The sequence below is a fragment of the Stenotrophomonas sp. B1-1 genome (assembly GCF_010894375.1).
Classification (GTDB): domain Bacteria; phylum Pseudomonadota; class Gammaproteobacteria; order Xanthomonadales; family Xanthomonadaceae; genus Stenotrophomonas.
This window is the reverse complement of record NZ_JAAIUZ010000011.1, coordinates 62,016-81,518: the sequence shown is the minus strand read 5'-3', so window position 1 is coordinate 81,518 and position 19,503 is coordinate 62,016. Positions and strand designations below refer to the sequence as shown.

The 19,503-nt window shown below is 67.3% G+C and carries 15 protein-coding genes; 7 read left to right on the top strand and 8 right to left on the bottom strand.

Annotated elements, in window-relative coordinates; genetic code table 11:
• Positions 1-74: 74 nt before the first annotated feature.
• Both G4G00_RS08390 and G4G00_RS08385 read right to left on the bottom strand, forming a co-directional pair.
• Complete coding sequence (locus G4G00_RS08390) at positions 75-932, bottom strand: SH3 domain-containing protein (protein WP_164272570.1); 858 nt, start codon at positions 930-932, stop codon at positions 75-77.
• A gap of 36 nt (positions 933-968) precedes the next feature.
• Positions 969-1,445, bottom strand: coding sequence for a DUF3574 domain-containing protein (locus tag G4G00_RS08385; RefSeq protein WP_164272567.1), 477 nt, complete (start codon positions 1,443-1,445; stop codon positions 969-971).
• A 241-nt stretch (positions 1,446-1,686) separates the two neighbouring features.
• Here G4G00_RS08385 and G4G00_RS08380 point away from each other — a divergent pair, with 241 nt between their 5' ends.
• From G4G00_RS08380 to G4G00_RS08360, 5 genes are all read left to right on the top strand, one after another.
• Positions 1,687-4,119, top strand: coding sequence for a TonB-dependent receptor (locus G4G00_RS08380; protein WP_164272564.1), 2,433 nt, complete (start codon positions 1,687-1,689; stop codon positions 4,117-4,119).
• Positions 4,120-4,436: 317 nt separating this feature from the next.
• Positions 4,437-5,195, top strand: coding sequence for a trehalose-phosphatase (gene otsB, locus G4G00_RS08375; RefSeq protein WP_164272561.1), 759 nt, complete (start codon positions 4,437-4,439; stop codon positions 5,193-5,195).
• Positions 5,196-5,234: 39 nt separating this feature from the next.
• Positions 5,235-7,016 (top strand): glycoside hydrolase family 15 protein, encoded by a 1,782-nt coding sequence (locus tag G4G00_RS08370; RefSeq protein ID WP_108753953.1) that lies wholly within the window; start codon positions 5,235-5,237, stop codon positions 7,014-7,016.
• A complete protein-coding gene (otsA, locus tag G4G00_RS08365; protein WP_108753954.1) occupies positions 7,013-8,377 on the top strand; it encodes an alpha,alpha-trehalose-phosphate synthase (UDP-forming) in 1,365 nt (454 codons plus the stop codon). The genes G4G00_RS08370 and otsA overlap by 4 nt, the downstream gene beginning before the upstream one ends.
• 279 nt (positions 8,378-8,656) lie before the next feature.
• Complete coding sequence (locus tag G4G00_RS08360; protein WP_164272558.1) at positions 8,657-9,961, top strand: OmpA family protein; 1,305 nt, start codon at positions 8,657-8,659, stop codon at positions 9,959-9,961.
• A gap of 121 nt (positions 9,962-10,082) precedes the next feature.
• On the opposite strand, the gene G4G00_RS08355 is transcribed toward G4G00_RS08360, so the two are convergent.
• Genes G4G00_RS08355 through rluD form a run of 3 tightly spaced genes read right to left on the bottom strand, consistent with a single transcriptional unit; the run spans position 10,083 to position 12,348 of the window.
• The gene (locus G4G00_RS08355) at positions 10,083-10,574 is read right to left on the bottom strand and encodes a thiol-disulfide oxidoreductase DCC family protein (protein ID WP_164272932.1); all 492 of its coding nucleotides are present in this window, start codon (positions 10,572-10,574) and stop codon (positions 10,083-10,085) included.
• A gap of 17 nt (positions 10,575-10,591) precedes the next feature.
• Positions 10,592-11,359 (bottom strand): peptidoglycan editing factor PgeF, encoded by a 768-nt coding sequence (pgeF, locus tag G4G00_RS08350; protein WP_164272556.1) that lies wholly within the window; start codon positions 11,357-11,359, stop codon positions 10,592-10,594.
• A complete protein-coding gene (gene rluD / locus G4G00_RS08345; RefSeq protein WP_108753958.1) occupies positions 11,359-12,348 on the bottom strand; it encodes a 23S rRNA pseudouridine(1911/1915/1917) synthase RluD in 990 nt (329 codons plus the stop codon). The genes pgeF and rluD overlap by 1 nt, the downstream gene beginning before the upstream one ends.
• A 112-nt stretch (positions 12,349-12,460) precedes the next feature.
• On the opposite strand from rluD, the gene G4G00_RS08340 reads away from it, so the two are divergent.
• Positions 12,461-13,348, top strand: coding sequence for an outer membrane protein assembly factor BamD (locus tag G4G00_RS08340; RefSeq protein ID WP_164272553.1), 888 nt, complete (start codon positions 12,461-12,463; stop codon positions 13,346-13,348).
• Positions 13,349-13,532: 184 nt separating this feature from the next.
• On the opposite strand, the gene G4G00_RS08335 is transcribed toward G4G00_RS08340, so the two are convergent.
• The 3 genes from G4G00_RS08335 to sucC all read right to left on the bottom strand — a co-directional run bounded on the left by G4G00_RS08335 (position 13,533) and on the right by sucC (position 17,418).
• Complete coding sequence (locus G4G00_RS08335; protein ID WP_164272550.1) at positions 13,533-15,167, bottom strand: NAD+ synthase; 1,635 nt, start codon at positions 15,165-15,167, stop codon at positions 13,533-13,535.
• Positions 15,168-15,351: 184 nt separating this feature from the next.
• Positions 15,352-16,227, bottom strand: coding sequence for a succinate--CoA ligase subunit alpha (sucD, locus tag G4G00_RS08330; RefSeq protein ID WP_005410793.1), 876 nt, complete (start codon positions 16,225-16,227; stop codon positions 15,352-15,354).
• A 21-nt stretch (positions 16,228-16,248) separates the two neighbouring features.
• On the bottom strand, positions 16,249-17,418 hold the full coding sequence (sucC, locus tag G4G00_RS08325) for an ADP-forming succinate--CoA ligase subunit beta (RefSeq protein WP_108750894.1): 1,170 nt from the start codon (positions 17,416-17,418) through the stop codon (positions 16,249-16,251).
• Positions 17,419-17,881: 463 nt separating this feature from the next.
• Between sucC and G4G00_RS08320 the strand changes: the two genes are divergently transcribed.
• On the top strand, positions 17,882-19,495 hold the full coding sequence (locus G4G00_RS08320) for an ATP-binding protein (RefSeq protein WP_108753961.1): 1,614 nt from the start codon (positions 17,882-17,884) through the stop codon (positions 19,493-19,495).
• The last annotated feature ends 8 nt before the right edge of the window (positions 19,496-19,503 follow it).

Genomic DNA, 19,503 nt, shown 5'->3' with positions numbered 1-19,503 from the left:
GACCCCGCACGGTGACGCTTCCGTGGGCATCGGCGCATTGCGCCCCATACATCGGTATAGGGCGCGCGCGGTGTTCAGTTCACGTTGATCCAGCCCACGACGGCGCCGCGCTTTGCATTCTGATAGCGCACCTGCACCCAGCCATCGGCGGCATCGCGCAGTTCCACCCGATCGCCCTGCACCAGGTAGCGCTGGGTGCTGGTTGCACCCGGCCGTTCGAACAGGAACAGGCGCGCCGGCCGCACCGTGGCCTGGATGCCCGGCACCGGAGAGGGACCGGTGGGTGCAACCAAGCCATCGCCGATGGCGCTGTCGAGCACGCGACCCTGCGCATCGAAAGTGCGCCACACCGCCAGCGGCCCTTGTTCGCCAGTGTGATCGACATCCAGCGCGGCATCGAAGGCATCGCCCAGCTGCAGCACGTCCTCGGCGCGGTATAGATAGAGCTTCGTGCCCGCGAACCGATACAGATCGGTGTACCACATCGGGCCGCTGCGGCAGCTGCTGCTCAGCGTGCGCGTGGCAGCGTCGACGGTCAGGCCCATCAGGTTGCCGCAGCTGTCACGGCCGTGGGTGTCCGCCTCCAGCGCGTGGAATCCGCCGCTGGCCGGATCGAAGCGGTAGACCGCCACCGCTTCATTGACCATGCCCACCGACGCGCGTGCGACCAGCTCGGGGCGCCCATCGAAATCGATGTCTTCGGCAGACAACCGCGCGTTGCCATCGGCATCTGCCGCGCCTGCCAGTTCCAGGCGCTTGCCCGACGGCGAGACACGCACGTCGATGCTGCCGCCCTCCATCACCGCGGCCTGCACCTGTACACCCGGTGCCGGCGCAAAGCGCAGCGGACCATCGTCCTGGTCGGCCGCCTGCGCGGCCGGCACCAGCAGGCCTGCCAGCAGCAGGCCCAACACCGCATCCCTGTGTTTCATCATTGCCGCCCGTGGCGCCGCCTTGGCGCCTTCAGGTCAGAACGATACGTCAACCGCCTGCCGCGACCACAGTACCGACTGGTGCCGGGTCTGCTGCTTCCACGCCAGGCGGATCGCCTCGATGTCGGCGCGGCGCTGCGGGCTGTCTTCGTGCAGCACCACCAGCACCTTGGTGCGCAGGCGGTTGGGCGCCGCATCGCCACGGAACAGCCACTGGCCGTACGCATCGAACACGGTCAGGCCATCGGGGAAGCGCGGGGTCACTTCCTTGTCCAGGAACGCGCGCCACTGCGCCTCGCTGATGGTGTCTGCCTGCGGGCGGTTGCCGCTGCCCTGCTCTTCACCCACGCCGAAGTACAGCTCGCTGCGCACCCAGCCGTGGCCGCTGGCCGGGCGGGCCGCATCGCCTTCCAGCGCGGCGGTGGTGGTGTAGGCGCTGGGCGCCTGCGAAGACAGGCTGGCGCAGCCGCTGGTGGCCAGCAGTACGGCGAAGATCAGGCCAAGGCGTTTCATCGGGAACAACACTCCGGGGAAGGGGAACAAACGCGGTGAAAGGGCACGGAGGGTACACCCGCGCCGTGGTTGCAACTGCAACCAATCACTCATGCCCTGCAGGCATGAACTGATGCAAAGACAACCGGGGCTTGCATCACACCGGCTGCTCACGCGAAGATAATATATCGCTTCATCCGGATGGATGTAAGTGAAACCATCGCCTCCCCCCCTTCCCCACGTTGTCGCTGCTGGAGTCTGCATGTCCCCCCGCCTGTCCGCGTCGCCGCTTGGCCTCGCCATCGCGCTTGCGCTGTCCCCCGCCCTTGCCCTGGCCCAGGATGCCGCCACCAACCTGGACACGGTGATCGTGACCGGCACCCGCGCCGCCGACCGCACCGTGCTCGAATCCACCGCGCCGGTGGACGTGCTGACCGCCGAGGACATCCGCAAGGCCGGCGTGGTCAACGGCGAACTGGGCAGCGCGCTGCAGGCCCTGCTGCCCTCGTTCAACTTCCCGCGCCAGTCCAATTCCGGTGGCGCCGACCACGTGCGCGCCGCACAGCTGCGCGGTCTGTCGCCGGACCAGGTGCTGGTGCTGGTGAACGGCAAGCGCCGCCACCACACCGCGCTGGTGAACACCGACAGCAAGATCGGCAAGGGCACCACCCCGGTCGATTTCAACTCGATTCCGGTCAGCGCCATCAAGCGCATCGAAGTGCTGCGCGACGGCGCCGGTGCGCTGTACGGCTCCGATGCGGTGGCCGGCGTGATCAACGTGATCCTGGACAACGGCGGCGACGGTGGCGAGATCGAAGCCAGCTACGGCGCCAACCACACCGACCTGAAGCCGATCGGCCGCACCCTCACCGATGGCCAGACCGGCAACATCAGCGCCAAGGTCGGCACCTCGCTGGGCGAAGACGGCGGCTTCCTGCGCGTGGGCCTGGAATACAAGAAGCGCAACGGCACCAACCGCGCCGGCTACGACCTGATTCCGCCGTGGGACCAGACCGAGGCCAACCTGGCACTGCAGGGCAAGCGCAACTACGTGCTCGGCGACGGTGCCAGCAAGGACATCAACCTGTGGCTGAACACTGAAATCCCGGTGGGCAAGACCGCCACGTTCTATGCGTTCGGCACCTTCAACCAGCGCGACACCGAAGGCGCCAACTACTTCCGCTACCCCGACAGCGATGCCAACTGGAAGGAGGTGTACCCGAACGGTTACCGCCCCATTTCCGAGGGCGAGAACCGCGACGTGCAGGCCGTGGCCGGCGTGCGCGGGCAGTGGGGCGAGTGGAGCTATGACGGCAGCGTGGATTACGGCCAGAACGACTTCACCTACCGCCTGCGCGATTCGATCAACGCCTCGCTGGGCCCGACCAGCCCCACCCGCTTCAAGACCGCCGATTACCAGTACGCGCAGACCGTGGGCAACCTGGATCTGAGCCGTGTGTTCAGCCAGAGCGACAGCATCACCCACACCCTGGGACTGGGCGCGGAAGTGCGGCACGAGCGCTATGAAACCCGCCCCGGTGATCCGTCCAGCTACGCCGCGGGCCCGTACACCGACCGCCCGACCGGCTCGCAGGCCGGCGGTGGCCTGACCCCGCAGGATGCGGCCTCGCTGGCCCGCGATGTGGCCAGCGCCTATGCCAGCCTGTCCAGCCAGTTCGGCGATCACTTCTCCACCGACCTGGCCGCGCGCTACGAGCACAACGATGATTTCGGCGGCGAACTGACCGGCAAGCTCGGCCTGCGCTACGAATTCACCCCGGCCTTCGCCCTGCGCGGCGCCATCTCCAACAACTTCCGTGCGCCGTCGCTGGCACAGATCGGCTACGAGTCCACGTCCACCGGCTACAACGCCGCCGGCCAGCTGGTGCAGGGCCGCCTGCTGTCGGTGAACAATCCCATCGCCCGCGGCCTGGGCGCACAGGACCTGAAGCCGGAGAAGTCGCTGAACACCTCGCTGGGCTTCACCAGCCGCATCGGCGAGCACTTCGACCTGTCGCTGGATTTCTTCCAGATCGACATCGACGACCGCATTGCCTTGTCTGAAAGCATCACCGGTGATGCGCTGACCGACTACGTGGCCGCCAACTACGGCGTCACCGGCCTGCAGAGTGCCAGCTTCTTCGTCAACGCCGCCGACACCCGCACCCGCGGTGCCGAGCTGGTGACCAACTGGCGCCAGGCGCTGGGCGATGGCCAGCTGCTGCTGACCGGCACCTACGCCTATACCAAGACCACGCTGAAGAACGTGCTGGCCACCCCGGCCCAGCTGCAGGCGCTGGATGCGGACTACGTGCTGTTCGGCATTGAAGAGACCAACACCCTGACCGATGCCACCCCGCGCAGCCGCGCCGGCTTCTCGGCCGCCTGGAGCAACGACCACTGGTCGCTGAGCAGCCGGGTGAACCGCTACGGCAGCGCCACCCGCGTGTTCAACTTCGGCGACGGCTACATTCCGCGCCAGACCTACCAGGCCGAATGGCAGCTGGATGCGGAAGTGGAATACCGCTTCAACAAGCAGTGGAGCGTGGCCATTGGCGGGCAGAACCTGACCGACAACTATCCGGACAAGTCCAACGACGATATCTACTACTACGGCAACCTGCCGTACGACGTGCTGTCGCCGATCGGCAGCAACGGCGCGTACTACTACGGTCGCGTGCGTTATACGTTCTGATGCCGCGCAGGGCGGCCCATCGAAGTGATGGGCCGCCCCGGTGGAATCGGCTGGGTTGAATCGACTGGGGAAAACGACCGGCTCAAATCGACCGGGAAAAACGATCGGGTAGAGTCGACTGTTAGTCGACTGCTCTTGGCACCCCGCGAAGATCCCGCGCTACGCGCGATAGTCGACTGACAGTCGACTCTACCCCCATCGGCCCCCATCGTCCCCCATCGCCCCCGTCCCCCGCTACAACCGTCGGCACCCACCATGGCAGGGCCGTAGCCTGCCCTCGACCTGGCCTACACGCCGCCGCTGGCACCCTGCGGGGCATGGCTGAACCGCTCCCCCTGCGTCCGCCACCGCCGTTGCTGGACGACGCCTGCGCGTTGTTCCTCGACGTCGATGGCACGCTTATCGAATTCGCCGCACGGCCCGATGCCGTGCACCTGCTACCCGACGTGCGTGAGGCCATCGGCCGCATCAGCGACCGCCTGGAGGGCGCCGTGGCCCTGGTCAGCGGGCGCCCACTGGAACAGCTGGACCAGCTGTTCGCCCCCCTGCAACTGCCCGCCGCCGGCCTGCATGGCCATGAGATGCGCAGCGCCGATGGCCGCGTGCTGCGCGATGACCACGACGATGACACCGGCGAATGGCTGCATGCCCTGCACCAGCAGGCCATGCGCTTCGCCCACGGCTACCCCGGCGTGCTGGTGGAGGAAAAAGGCGTGGGTCTGGCCCTGCACTGGCGAGGCGCACCGCATGCCGGCGACGACGTGCGCGCGTTCGCCGAACGCCATGCGCGCGGCCGGCCGAGCTACCGCCTGCAACCCGGCGACCATGTGGTCGAGTTCGTACCGGTGGGCACCGACAAGGGCCGCGCCCTGCGCCGCATGATGCAGTACCTGCCCTTCCGCGGCCGCCTGCCGGTGTTCCTGGGCGATGACCTGACCGACGAATACGGCTTCGAAGCCGCCAACGGCCAACACGGCTGGAGCGTGCTGATTGGCGAACGCGAGCCCAGTGCCGCAGTGTTCGCCCTACCCGACATACGCAGCGTGCACGCCTGGCTGCGTGAGAATGCCTATTGACCCCCGGCCACCACGGCCATAACCGGATATTTCTGCGTGATGACCCAACCCGATCTTGATCTGGGCGTGGTCGGCAACGGCAGCTTCGGCGCCCTGGTCGACAAGCATGCCCGCGTGGTGTGGAGCTGCCTGCCCACCTTCGATGGCGACCCCACGTTCTGTGCGCTGCTGTCGCCGAACCAACAGGAAGGCGGCGATTTCGCCATCGAACTGGAGGATTTCGCCAGCAGCGAGCAGAGCTACCTGACCAACACGGCCATCCTGCGCACCGTGCTGCATGACCACCATGGTGGCGCGCTGGAAATCCTCGATTTCGCCCCGCGCTGGCGCCAGAACGACCGCTTCTACCGACCAGTCAGCCTGATCCGCCAGGTGCGTCCACTGGCCGGCAGCCCGCGCATCGTGGTGCGTGCGCGGCCGCTGGCCGACTGGGGCGCACGCGTGCCCGAATCGACCTGGGGCAGCAACCACGTGCGCTGGATCCTGCCCGACCACGTGCTGCGCCTGACCACCGACGTGCCGGTGCGCTTCGTGCGCGACGGCCTGCCCTTCGTGCTCAACCACCCCATCCACCTGGTGCTGGGCGTTGATGAATCACTGAACCGTTCGATCAGCGGCTACGTGCAGGAAGCCTTCCAGCGCACGCGCGACTACTGGCGCGAATGGGTGCGCTACCTTTCCATTCCGCTGGAATGGCAGGACGCGGTGATCCGCAGTGCGATCACCCTGAAGCTGTGCCAGTACGAAGACAGCGGCGCGATCATCGCGGCCATGACCACCTCCATTCCCGAAGCGCCCGGCAGCGTGCGCAACTGGGATTACCGCTACTGCTGGCTGCGTGATGCGGCCTTCGTCGTGCGCGCGTTGAACCGTCTGGGCGCTACCCGCACCATGGAACAGTTCCTGGGCTACATCTTCAACCTGGCCACCACCGACGGCACGCTGCAGCCGCTGTACGGCATCGGTTTCGAGGCCAAGCTGGACGAAGACGAAGTGCCTACGCTGTCTGGCTACCGCGGCATGGGCCCGGTGCGCCGCGGCAACCTGGCCTGGGTGCAGCGCCAGCACGATGTCTATGGCAGCGTGGTGCTGGCTTCCACCCAGCTGTTCTTCGACCGCCGCCTGCAGGACCCGGGCGATGCCCACACCTTCGCGCGGCTGGAACCGTTGGGCGAACAGGCCTTCGCCCTGCACGACGTGCCCGATGCGGGCCTGTGGGAATTCCGCGGCCGCACCGAAGTACACACCTACACCAGCGCCATGTGCTGGGCCGCCTGCGACCGCCTGTGCAAGATCGCCGTGCGGCTGAAGCGCGATGACCGCGCGCAGTACTGGCGCGAGCGCGCCGACACCATCCATGCGCGCATCATGGCCGAGGCCTGGAGTGATGAACACGGCCACTTCACCGACACCTTCGGCGGCCACCGCCTGGACGCCTCGCTGCTGCTGCTGGCCGATATCGGCTTCATCGATGCAATGGACGCGCGCTTCATCGCCACGGTGGAAGCCATCGGCCGTGATCTGAAGCACGGAAATTCGTTGTACCGCTACGTGGCGCCGGACGACTTCGGCGAACCGGAAACCAGCTTCACCATCTGCACCTTCTGGTACATCGACGCGCTGGCTGCGATCGGCCGCATCGACGAAGCACGCGAGATGTTCGAGCTGCTGCTGAAGCAGCGCAACCATCTGGGCCTGCTATCCGAAGACCTGGCCTTCGATGGCGGCGAAGCCTGGGGCAACTTCCCGCAGACGTACTCGCACGTGGGGCTGATCACCGCCGCCATGCGCCTGTCGCGGTCCTGGCAGGAGGCCTCGTGAGTCGTCTGGTTGTTGTTTCCAACCGCGTGGCCCTGCCCGGCGAAAACCGCGCCGGCGGCCTGGCAGTGGGCCTGCTGGCCGCACTGAAGGAGCGCGGTGGCCTGTGGTTCGGCTGGAGCGGCAAGAGCGTGCGCGAAGGTAGCGGCACCCTGCACCAGCAAAAGGACGGTGACATCGAATTCGTCACCCTGGACCTGAGCAAGCGCGAGGTGGATGGCTACTACAACGGCTTCGCCAACCGCACGCTGTGGCCGCTGCTGCACTTCCGCCTTGACCTGGTGGACTACGACCGCGGCACGCGCGAGACCTACCAGAAGGTCAACGCCCTGTTTGCCGACAAGCTGGCACCGCTGCTGCGCGAAGACGATATCGTCTGGATCCACGATTACCACCTGATTCCGCTGGGCGCGCTGCTGCGCGAACGTGGCATCGGCTGCCGCATCGGCTTCTTCCTGCACATTCCCATGCCCTCGGCGGATCTGCTGCAGGCCATGCCCGACCACCTGCGCCTGTTCTCGGCGCTGTACGCCTACGATCTGGTCGGCTTCCAGACCCAGCGCGATACCGACCGTTTCCAGACCTACCTGCGCCTGTTCGGCGGCGGCAAGGTGCTGGGCGACGGCCAGCTTGAAGCGCCCGGCGGCCGACGTTTCCGCGCGGCCGCCTTCCCCATCGGCATCGATACCGCGCTGATTGCCCGACAGGCCGGCACCGCCGCCAGCAAGGCCGCAGTGAAGGACCTGCGCAGCAGCCTGCGCGACCGCCAGCTGGCCATCGGCGTGGACCGCCTGGACTATTCCAAGGGCCTGCCCGAGCGCTTCCGCGGTTTCGAACGCTATCTGGAACGCCACCCCGACCAGCGCGGCTCGCTGACCTACCTGCAGATCGCCCCGGTATCGCGCGGCGATGTGAGCGAGTACCGCCATCTGCGCAGCACGCTGGAACAGATTGCCGGCCACATCAATGGCGGCCACGCCGCGCCGGACTGGACCCCGCTGCGCTACGTCAACCAGAACTTCACCCATGCCACCCTGACCGGCTTCTACCGCGCCGCTGCGGTCGGCCTGGTCACCCCGCTGCGCGATGGCATGAACCTGGTGGCCAAGGAATACGTGGCCTCGCAGGACCCGGACGATCCCGGCGTGCTGGTGCTGTCCCTGCTGGCCGGTGCCGCCGACGAAATGAAGCAGGCGCTGCTGGTGAACCCCTACGACCTGGATGGCATGGCCGACGCCATCGCCACCGCCGCCACCATGTCACTGCGCCGCCGCAAGGAACGCTGGCACGCCATGATGGAGCACCTGCGCACCTACGACATCAACCACTGGCGGCGCAGCTATCTGGAAGCGCTGGAGGGGTGATCGCCGCCCCCTGTGCATGTCGTAATCGGCACGAAAATGATTGCGCCTGAAACCATTCGATTGACGGTTTCCGCAGGCTCCAACGCCGTGTCGCATTCGGCACGGTTTGCCTGTAAAGCTGGCTTGGCACAAGGCGTTCGTCGTCCAGGGCTGTGCGCTCAGCGCAGCAAACGAAAGCGCCCCTCACCGACACATTTCATTTTGCGTTGACGCTTTCTGCCCAAAGTGACGCCCCCTGAAGCTCCTGCATCACGCCGGGGCACCTTGGGGATTCACCGCATGTCCGCCTACGACCGTTTCATCGCTGCAGCCACCACCCGCCTGGACCTGGGCCACCGTACCCGCTGGGTCGTGGATGTCACGGTCGGCTGGATCGCATCGCACCCACTGGGCATGGACGGGCTGCAGCAGCAGTTCGAACAGGCCGGGCTGGGGGCGCGCTTCCAGTCCTGGCAGCGCCCCGACGCCGTCGCCCTGCCCGTGGTGGCCAGCGAACTGGAACGCGCGCTCGGTGCACATGCAATGAACGCCCTGGCGCGCCGCAGTGGCCTGTCGGCGGGCGCATTCCGGGTGACCGCCTGCGATCTGCTGCCGGGGCTGATCCGGCTGCTGTCATCGTCGGCCGGGCAACCGCTGCTGCGCCGCCCTGCCCGCCGCAGGGCGCCGGCGGGAACGCCCCAGCGCATGCTGGGGACCGCGCCATCGCATGCGATGTACGGCATGGCCCTGCGCAGCGTGCTGTGGCTGCTGGCCGTCGGCGCCGTGCTGGCCGTCACCACCGGCCTGCTGTGGAAGGCGCGCACACCGCTGTGGAGCGCCACGACCATCGTGCCCGAACACGCCGCACGGCTGCGGTTGGAGCAGCAGGGCAGCCAGGTGCAGGTGGATGGCTGCCTGCCCACCGAAGCCGATCGCCGCCGCGTCTGGAACGCACTGGTGGCCGTACACGGTCGCCACAACCTGCGCGGTGGCATCACCCTGGACCCGCGCGCGCAGGCACCGAACTGGCTGGACCGGTTGATCACCCGACTGCCGCAGTGGCAGGGCGATGGCCTGCGCCTGGCGTTCGATGACCAGCAATTGCTGATCGATTCACAGCGCTTGCCGGACGCGCAGCGACGGGCACTTTCCCAGCAACTGCGGCAGGACTTCCCGGCACTGCAGATCAGCGGCCTGTGGGGCCCGGGCCTGGCGGCACTGGCCCAGCTTGCGCCCGCTGCCGACAGCGCAGAGCACGTGGCAGCGCTGAACCTGACCACGCTGAAGTTCCATCAGGGCACGAGCACCTTGACCGCCGATTCGCACGAAACGCTGGGCGCCGTGGCGACCACGCTGCGCAACGTGGCGCCGGGCGCACGGGTGGAAGTGGCCGCGCATACCGACAGCCACCACGGCACGGCCAGCGACAACCTGCACCTGAGCCAGCAGCGCGCCGACGCGGTGGTGCAGGCGCTGCAGGAACGCGGCGTGCCCGCCAGCATGCTGGTGGCCAGGGGCTACGGACAGGACCAGCCCATCGCCGACAACCGCAGCCATGACGGGCGCGCGCAGAACCGGCGCATTGGCTACCGGCTGCTGGAATGATGGGGGGCGATGCCGCCGACCGGTTGCTCGACTGCCGTTGGTAGAGTCGAGCTTGCTCGACTGCTGTTGGTAGAGTCGAGCATGGCTCGACTCTACAGACAGATCAGTCGAGCAAGCTCGACTAATCCAGGAAGCGCGCGGCCTGTTCCGCGCTGGGCAGGAAGCAGGCATCGTGGCGCCCGAACCAGCGGTAGCGGTTGCGCGCCAGCAGGCGGTACGCGCGGTCGCGCCACGCCTGCGGCAGCACGCGCAGCGCGCCGGCCAGCCGCCACGGCCCGCCCAGGCCGGCCAACACCCGCAGGATCGCGTCGGTGTCGGTCCAGGCGCCCTGTGCGTCCACCAGCAGGAAGGACAGCGGGTCGTTCGGGTCCAGCCCGTGCGCGCGCAGCAGGCCACTGCCGTGCGCGCCCTGCATGGCGGCGAAGCGGTAGCGGCCGTGGCGGTCGAAGCGCAGCAGGAAGCGCACCCAGCGGCTGCACAGCGCGCAGACGCCATCGAACACGATCACGGCTGGCGGGATGGGGTCAGAGCCCTTTTCTGCCGAAAAGGGATCTGACCCCGCCGCGACCAAGGGGTCGGATCCCTTCCCGCCAGGGAAGGGCTCTGACCCCATCCCGGGTTCGCCCCGGCTCATGCCATCCACACCAGCGTGGCCATGCGCCCGGTACGGCGATCGCGGCGGTGCGAATACAGATCCGGGTCGGCCATGGTCGACACCGTGCCACCATGGATGTTGGCCGGATCCATGCCTGCGCTCTGCAACCGCTGGCGCGCCAACGCGAACAGGTCCACCTTCCAGTGCCCCTGGCGGGTGGCCACGAATGCGGCCGCGGCCGCCGGGTCGTGGCCGACGAAGGCGTGGTACACCTCTTCGCCGATCTCGTAGTCCTGCGGTCCGGCCGCCGGGCCCAGCCAGGCGCGCAGCTGCGCCGGGGCGGTGGTCATCGCGGCCACCGTGTGTTCCAGCATGCCGTCGGCCAGCCCGCGCCACCCGGCATGGGCAGCGCCCACTTCGCTGCCATCGGCGGCGGCAAACACCACCGGCAGGCAATCGGCGGTCAGGATGGCCAGCACCACGCCACGCTCCGAGGTGACCGACGCATCGGCCACTGGTTCGCTGGCGCCTGCCTGCGGCGGCGCGTTGAAGCGCAGCACCGTGCTGCTGTGTACCTGGCGCAGCCAGTGCGGCGCCGACGGCAGGGCCAGGCCCTGCTGCAGCAGCTGGCGGTTGTGCTCCACGTTGGCCGGGGTATCGCCATCGGCAGCATGCCGGTTGCCCAGGTTGAACTGGTCGAACGGCGCCGGCGAAATACCTGCGCCGTGGCGACGGGTGGTCAGCGCCCGCACTCCCGGCGGTGCCGGCCAGTCAGCCTGCAGCAGCGGCAGTGCCGGGGCCATTACCAGCGGTCCCGTTCGCGCGCCGCAAACGCTTCGCTGTCTTCGCGCAGCACCTTCATCAGGTGCAGCATGTCGGCCGGCACCGGCGCACTGTTGCGCACCGGCTGGCCGGTGATCGGGTGCACGAACTCCAGGGTTTCAGCGTGCAGCGCCTGGCGCTTGAAGCCGCGCAGCGCGGCCACCAGTTCGTCGCTGGCGCCCTTGGGCAGCTTCAGCGCGCCGCCGTACAGCGGGTCACCCACGATCGGGTGGCGCAGGTGCGCCATGTGCACGCGGATCTGGTGGGTGCGGCCGGTTTCCAGGCGGCATTCCAGCGCGGTGTGGGCGCGGAAGCGCTCGCGCAGGCGGTAATGGGTCACCGCTTCCTTGCCATCTTCGCGCACGCCCATCTTCAGGCGGTCGCGCGGGTGGCGGTCGATCGGGGCATCGGCGGTACCGCCGGCCACCAGCGCGCCCATCACCACGGCCAGGTACTGGCGGTGCACATCGCGCGCGGCCAGCTGTTCCACCAGCGCGGTCTGCGCTTCCAGGGTACGGGCCACCACCATCACGCCGCTGGTGTCCTTGTCCAGGCGGTGCACGATGCCGGCGCGCGGCAGCACGGCCACCGACGGGTCGCGGTACAGCAGGGCGTTCACCAGGGTGCCGCTGTGGTTGCCGGCACCGGGGTGCACCACCAGGCCTACCGGCTTGTTGATCACCAGCAGGTGCTCATCCTCGAACAACACGTCCAGCGGGATGTCTTCGGGCTGGGCGTCGGTCTGGGTGTCCAGCACCACGGTCAGGCTCACCACCTCGCCGCCGCGCAGCGGGTCGCGCGGGCGGGCCTGGGCGCCGTCCAGCAGCACATCGCCGGATTTGATCCACTCGGTCAGGCGCGAGCGGGAATATTCGGGGAACAGCTCGGCCACAACGGCGTCGAAACGCCGGCCGGCGGCGGTATCAGGAACGATGGCCTGGCGGGCCGATTCGGAAGTTTGTTCAGACATGGCAAGGGGGATCTTTGAAATTTTGGGGTCCGGGCGGCCGGTTTCAGTCGCAGGACAGGACACTAGGCTATCATCGACCCTTCGTATTCCAGACGCGTCCCGCCTTGACCCCATGATCCGACGCTCCGCCATGCTCTCCGCGCCCGTCCGCCTCACCGCCCTGCTGCTGGTGCTGGTCATCGCCGCCACCGGTTGCCACCGCGGTGCCAAGAAGGGGGATCGCCCCGATGAAGGCACGCCTGTCGAACAGCTGTACGACAAGAGCCACGCGCTCATGAAGGGCGGCAACTGGAGCGGCGCCGAAGCCAGCTTCCGCCGTCTGGTGGCCCAGTACCCGTACGGCCCGTACACCGAACAGGCGATGATCGAGACCGCCTACGCCCAGTACAAGGCCGGCAAGCACGATGACGCGGTGTCCAGCATCGACCGCTTCATCCGCACCTACCCGACCCACCGCAACATCGCCTACCTGTACTACCTGCGCGGTCTGGCCAACTCCAATCGCAATACGGTTTTCCTGCGCCGCGTATGGTCGCTGGATCCCAGCCGCCGCGATCTGTCCACCCCGCACCAGGCCTATGCCGACTTCAACATCGTGGTGGACCGTTACCCGAACAGCCGCTACGCCGCCGATGCGCGCCAGCGCATGATCGTGCTGCGTGACGTGTTCGCCCAGCACGAGCTGGACAACGCCCTGTACTACCTGCGCCGCGAAGCCTATGTTTCCGCCGCCGGCCGCGCCAACTACCTGCTGGAAACCTACCCGCAGAGCGCGTACCAGTACGACGCCGTGGCGGTGCTGGGTGAAGCCTACACCCACCTGGGCAACAACACGCTGGCCGACGATGCCCGCCGCGTGCTGACCCTGAACCAGCCCACCCACCCGTGGCTGGAAGGCAAGTGGCCCAAGTACCCGTGGATGATCCGCAAGCTGAACCCGTTCGCCGGCGAGAAGTCCGCCAGCACCGGCCAGCGCAACGCACGGCTGGAAAAGAAATAAGAAAGCGAAGGGCCCCGCAAGGGGCCCTTTCCTTTTGTAGCGTCGAGCCATGCTCGACGGCGCGTGGCGTTTGGGCGCTGGGGATGCCCCATCCACGCATGGCGTGGATCTACCGGAGAGCCTCGTCGAACACCGTGCGGACCAAGGTCCGCACCTACCGGGGAAGGGGTGGCGCGGGCCGCCCTTATCCCTTGAACCCGTTGCTGATCGGGTACCGGCGCTCGCGGCCGAATGCCCGGCGCGACACCTTCGGCCCCGGCGCGGCCTGGTGGCGCTTCCACTCGCTGATGCGCACCAGGCGCAGCACCCGGTCCACCACGGCCGCGTCGTAGCCGGCCGCCACGATCTCCGCGCGCGACTGCTCCTGGTCCACGTAGCGGTACAGGATGCCGTCCAGCACGTCGTAGGCCGGCAGCGAATCCTGGTCCAGCTGGTTCTCGCGCAGCTCGGCCGACGGCGGGCGGCTGATCACCGCCGGCGGAATGACCGGCGCGCCGCCCACGGTGTTGCGCCACTTCGACAGCCCGAACACCTCGGTCTTGTACAGGTCCTTCAGCGGCGCATAGCCACCGCACATGTCGCCATAGATCGTGGCGTAGCCCACCGCGTATTCGCTCTTGTTGCCGGTGGTCAGCAGCAGGCCGCCGAACTTGTTGGCCAGCGCCATCAGGATCACGCCGCGGCTGCGCGACTGCAGGTTCTCTTCGGTCACATCCGGCGTGGTGCCTTCGAACATCGGCGCCAGCGATTCCATCAGGCCCTTGAAGGCCGGCTCGATCGATACCGCTTCCAGCTTCACGCCCAGCGCCTGGCACTGCTCGGCGGCCAGATCGTTGGACATGCCGGCGGTGTAGCGCGAGGGCAGGCGCACGGCGGTCACGTTCTCCGCGCCCAGCGCATCCACGGCCAGGGCCAGAACCAGCGCCGAATCGATGCCGCCGGACAGGCCCAGCCACACCTTCTTGAAACCGTTCTTGCGGCAGTAATCCTGGATACCGCGGGTCACCGCGCGCCAGGCCAGCGCATCCATGCTCTCGTCGCCATCGTCCATCCACACATGCGGCAGGAAGCGGCGGCTGGCGCCGTCGTAGTCCACCACCAGCCACTGGTCCATGAAGGCCGCCGCGGCCGGGTGTACCGTGCCATCGCCATCGGCCACCACCGACGCACCGTCGAACACCAGGGCGTCCTGGCCGCCCACCACGTTCAGGTAGGCAATGGCCGCCCCGCTCTCGCGGGTGCGCGCGGCCAGCACGGCGTCGCGCTGGGCATGCTTGCCGCGCTCGTAGGGCGACGCGTTGGGCACCACCACCAGCTGCGCGCCGGCCTGCACGGTGTCGGCCATCGGCTCGGCGAACCACAGGTCTTCGCAGATCAGCAGGCCCACCGCAATGCCGTTCACTTCGAACACGCAGCTGCCGCCATCGGGGTCGACATCGAAGTAGCGGCGCTCGTCGAACACGGCGTAGTTGGGCAGCTCGCGCTTGCGGTAGGTCTGTTCCACCAGGCCATCGCGCAGCACGCTGGCGGCGTTGTAGACCACCGCGCCGGCGGCCTGCGGCCAGCCCACCACGGCGGTGATGCCACGGCAGGCGGCGGCGATGCGGGTCATCGCCTGCTCGCATTCGTACAGGAAGCCCGGGCGCAGCAGCAGATCTTCCGGCGGGTAGCCGCTGACCGCCAGCTCGGGGAACATCACCAGCTCGGCGCCGTACTCATCGCGCGCCTGGCCGATCATCTCGATGATGCGTTCGGAATTGCCGGCAACATCGCCGACCGGGAAATCGAACTGCGCCATCGCGATACGGATCGAAGCCATGGGGGTCCAGCCTGTGGTTGCAATGCACCCATTGTAACGCCGGGGTCAGATCCCGTTTGCGCCGCAAAGGGGCTCTGACCCCGCCCCGGACGCACAAAGGCCGCCCGGAGGCGGCCTTTGTATCAAGCAAGTCGAGCATGGCTCGACTCTACAAAATCGTGCCGGCCAGAGGCCGGCGACGATCTTATTTGACCAGCTTGGCGATGGCGGCGCCCAGGTCGCCCGGCGAGCGGACGGTGACGACACCGGCAGCTTCCATGGCGGCGAACTTGCCTTCGGCCGTGCCCTTGCCGCCCGAGGCGATCGCACCGGCGTGGCCCATGCGCTTGCCGGCCGGAGCCGACGCACCGGCGATGAAACCGACAACCGGCTTCTTCACGTGGTTCTTGATGTACTCGGCGCCGGCTTCTTCAGCGTCACCGCCGATTTCGCCGACCATGATGATGCCTTCGGTCTGCGGGTCTTCGTTGAACAGCTTCAGGCAGTCGACGAAGTTCAGGCCGTTGATCGGGTCACCACCGATACCGATGCAGGTGGACTGGCCCAGGCCGACTTCGGTGGTCTGCTTGACCGCTTCATAGGTCAGGGTGCCCGAACGCGACACGATGCCGATCTTGCCCGGCTGGTGGATGTGGCCCGGCATGATGCCGATCTTGCACTCACCCGGGGTGATGACGCCCGGGCAGTTCGGCCCGATCAGCACGGTGTCCGGATGCGAACGGGTCAGCACGTTCTTCACGCGCAGCATGTCCAGCACCGGGATGCCTTCGGTGATGCAGACGATGACCTTGATGCCGGCAGCAGCGGCTTCCAGAATCGCGTCAGCTGCGTACGGCGGCGGCACGTAGATGACCGACGCGTTGGCGCCGGTGCTCTGCACGGCGTCGGCAACGGTGTTGAAGACCGGCAGGTCGATATGGGTGGTGCCACCCTTGCCCGGGGTCACGCCGCCAACGACCTGGGTGCCGTACTCGATCATCTGAGTGGCGTGGAAGGTGCCCTGCTGGCCGGTGAAGCCCTGCACGATCACCTTGGTGTTCTTGTTGATCAAAACAGACATGGTAATTCCTTGGTGTCGGTATCAGGCGGCGTTCTTGACAGCTTCAACGATCTTCTTGGCGCCATCGTTGATGTTGTCAGCCGGGATGATGGCCATGCCGCTGTCACGCAGCAGCTGCTTGCCTTCTTCCACGTTGGTGCCTTCCAGGCGCACCACGACCGGAACCTTGACGCCCACTTCCTTCACGGCGGCGATGATGCCTTCGGCAATCATGTCGCAGCGGACGATGCCGCCGAAGATGTTGACGAAGATGCCTTCGACCTTGTCCGAGGACAGGATCAGCTTGAACGCTTCGATGACGCGCTGCTTGTTGGCACCGCCGCCCACGTCCAGGAAGTTCGCCGGCTCGCCGCCGTTGAGCTTGATGACGTCCATGGTGGCCATGGCCAGGCCTGCGCCGTTGACCATGCAGCCGATGTTGCCGTCCATGGTGACGTAGTTGATGTCCAGTTCCGAAGCGATCACTTCGGTCGGATCTTCCTGGGTCTTGTCGCGCATGGCGACCAGGGCCTTCTGGCGGAACGCGGCGTTGTCGTCGCTGTCGAACTTGCCGTCCAGCGCGTACAGGTTGCCGTCGTCCAGGATGGCCAGCGGGTTGATTTCAACCAGGGCCAGGTCCTTTTCATTGAACAGGCGGTACAGGTTCACCATGATGCTGGCGAACTGGCCGGCCTGCTTGGCGGTCAGGCCCAGCTTGAAGCCGAAATCGCGGCCGTGGTAACCCTGCACGCCTTCGACGAAGTCGACGTTCAGCGAGTGGATCAGCTCCGGGGTTTCAGCAGCAACCTGCTCGATCTCCACGCCGCCTTCCGAAGAAGCGATGTAGGTGATGGTCTTGGTGCCACGGTCAACCAGCACCGACAGGTACAGTTCCTTGACGATCTCGCCGGCGGTGGTCACCAGCACCAGGTTGACCGGCAGTTCAACGCCTGCGGTCTGGTAGGTGGCCATCTTGGTGCCGAGCATCTTGGCCGCAGCGGCCTTCACATCGTCGGTGGTCTTGCAGAACTTGACGCCGCCAGCCTTACCGCGGCCGCCAGCGTGGATCTGCGCCTTGACCATCCAGGGGCCCTGGCCCAGAGCGTTGGCAGCGGCAACCGCCTCGTCCGGGGTCGCAGCGACCTTGCCGGCCGGGACCGGAATGCCGTATTCGGCAAGCAGTTGTTTTGACTGGTATTCGTGGAAATTCATGCGTCACCGTGGGAATAGGAACGACCGCACGCAATTCCTCAGGGGCCCCGGCGGGGCGCCGGCATGGACCGCGGCGGGCCCACTATTGTGGCCGAGCCGGCGCCGGGGCGCAAAGAAGTATGGACAAATGGCCAGACCCGGGCAGATTTCCGCCGTCATTCAGGCAGTTGCGGGCGCCGGGCGGGCCCGGCCACGCGCCCACCCGGGCCCGATTGCGCAGGAAATCGCTTCCACAGGCCTATACTGGACCCGGTAGCGTCGAGCTTGCTCGACGGGTGATCTGTAGCGTCGAGCCATGCTCGACGGGCGATCTGTAGAGTCGAGCCATGCTCGACTGCTTTGCCGAAGCAGTCGAGCATGGCTCGACTCTACAATGCGGTTCCGATGATCGGGGGAACATCGGCTACGCTGCAGGCCACCGCCGTCAAACCCAGTTCCAGGCAGCCAGAAGGGGAGTTCCGGCGTGTCACCCAGTGCTTCATTGATCGACCGCATCGAATCGATACCGCGGCGTGAGCTGTACTTCTTCGCCCTGTACCGGGTGCTGATCGCGTCGGTCATCGCCGCCCTGCTCTACAGCCCGTTGTCGGCCATGGTCGGCGAAGCCCACCACCCGCGCCTGGCCTATGCTGTGGGCGGCGCGTACCTGGGCCTGTCGCTGCTGTGGTTGCTGATCGGCCGCAGCGAGCGCTGGCTGCGCCCCACCGTGGTCGGTGGCGTGCTGCTGGATATCGTCGCCGCCAGCCTGCTTGCGCACGCCCTGCCCGGCGCCAGCGCCGGCATTTCGATGTCGCTGCTGTTCAACATCGCCGCCGCCGCCACCCTGCTGCCGCTCAGCTGGGGCCTGTGCCTGGCGCTGGCCGCCAGCGTGGCCACCGCCGCCGAATACCTGTGGAAGGTGCTGGAAGGCGGCGACCCCACCCGCACCCTGGCCGAACTGGCCATGTTCGCCACCAGCTACCTGGCGCTGGCCTTCATCAGCTACCAGGTGGGCAACCGCGCCCGTCGCAACCAGCAGCTGGCCAACCAGCGCGGCGACGAAGTGGCCAACCTGTTCCAGATCAACGAACTGATCATCCGCCGCATGCGCACCGGCGTGCTGGTGGTCGATGGCGAAAACCGCATCACCCTGGCCAACGAAGCGGCCTCGCTGCTGCTGGGCGACAACGATGGCGTGGGCGAAACCGGCCGCCTGGACCTGACCAGCATCGCCCCGGAACTGGCGCGCCGCCTCAACCGCTGGCGCAACGGCTGGACCCAGGACGAACTGCCGCTGCAGCTCAACCCCGACCAGCCGGAAGTGCAGCCGCGCTTTGCCCGCCTGCTGGCCGGCAGCGATCTGGCCCTGGTGTTCCTGGACGATTCCAGCGTGGTCTCGCGCCGCGCCGAATCGCTCACCCTGTCGGCCATGGGCCGCTTCTCGGCCAGTCTGGCCCATGAGATCCGCAACCCGCTGGCCGCCATCAACTACGCGGTGCAGCTGCTGGAAGAAGGCACCGGCTTCAACGAAAGCGACCGCCGCCTGCTGCAGATCATCCACCAGCAGTGCCAGCGCACCAACAGCATCGTGGAAAGCGTGCTGGGCCTGGCCCGGCGCGAACGCGCCACCCCGGAAAACGTCGATCTGGCCGCCTTCGTGCGCCGCTTCGTGCTGGAGTACAAGCAGGGCCAGACGCTGGAAACGGACAGCATCGAACCGATCATCACCGACACCTCGGTGCCGGCGCAGGTGGACACCCGCCACCTGTACCAGGTGCTGACCGTGCTGGTGCACAACGCGCTGAAGTATGGCCGCGTGGGCCAGCAGCCGGCACGCGTGCGCCTGCGCGTGGCCCTGCACGAGCGCAACGCGGTGATCGACGTGATGGACCGCGGCCCCGGCATTCCCGAAGCAGTGGCCGCGCAGTTGTTCCGCCCCTTCTTCACCACGTCCGAGCACGGCACCGGCCTGGGCCTGTACATCGCCCGTGAGCTGTGCCGCGCCAACCAGGCGCGCCTGGATTACATCCCGGTGCCGGCCGGCGGCTCGTGCTTCCGCCTGGTCCTGCCGGGCCCGCACACCCTGCTTCCAACCTGATCCAGCGC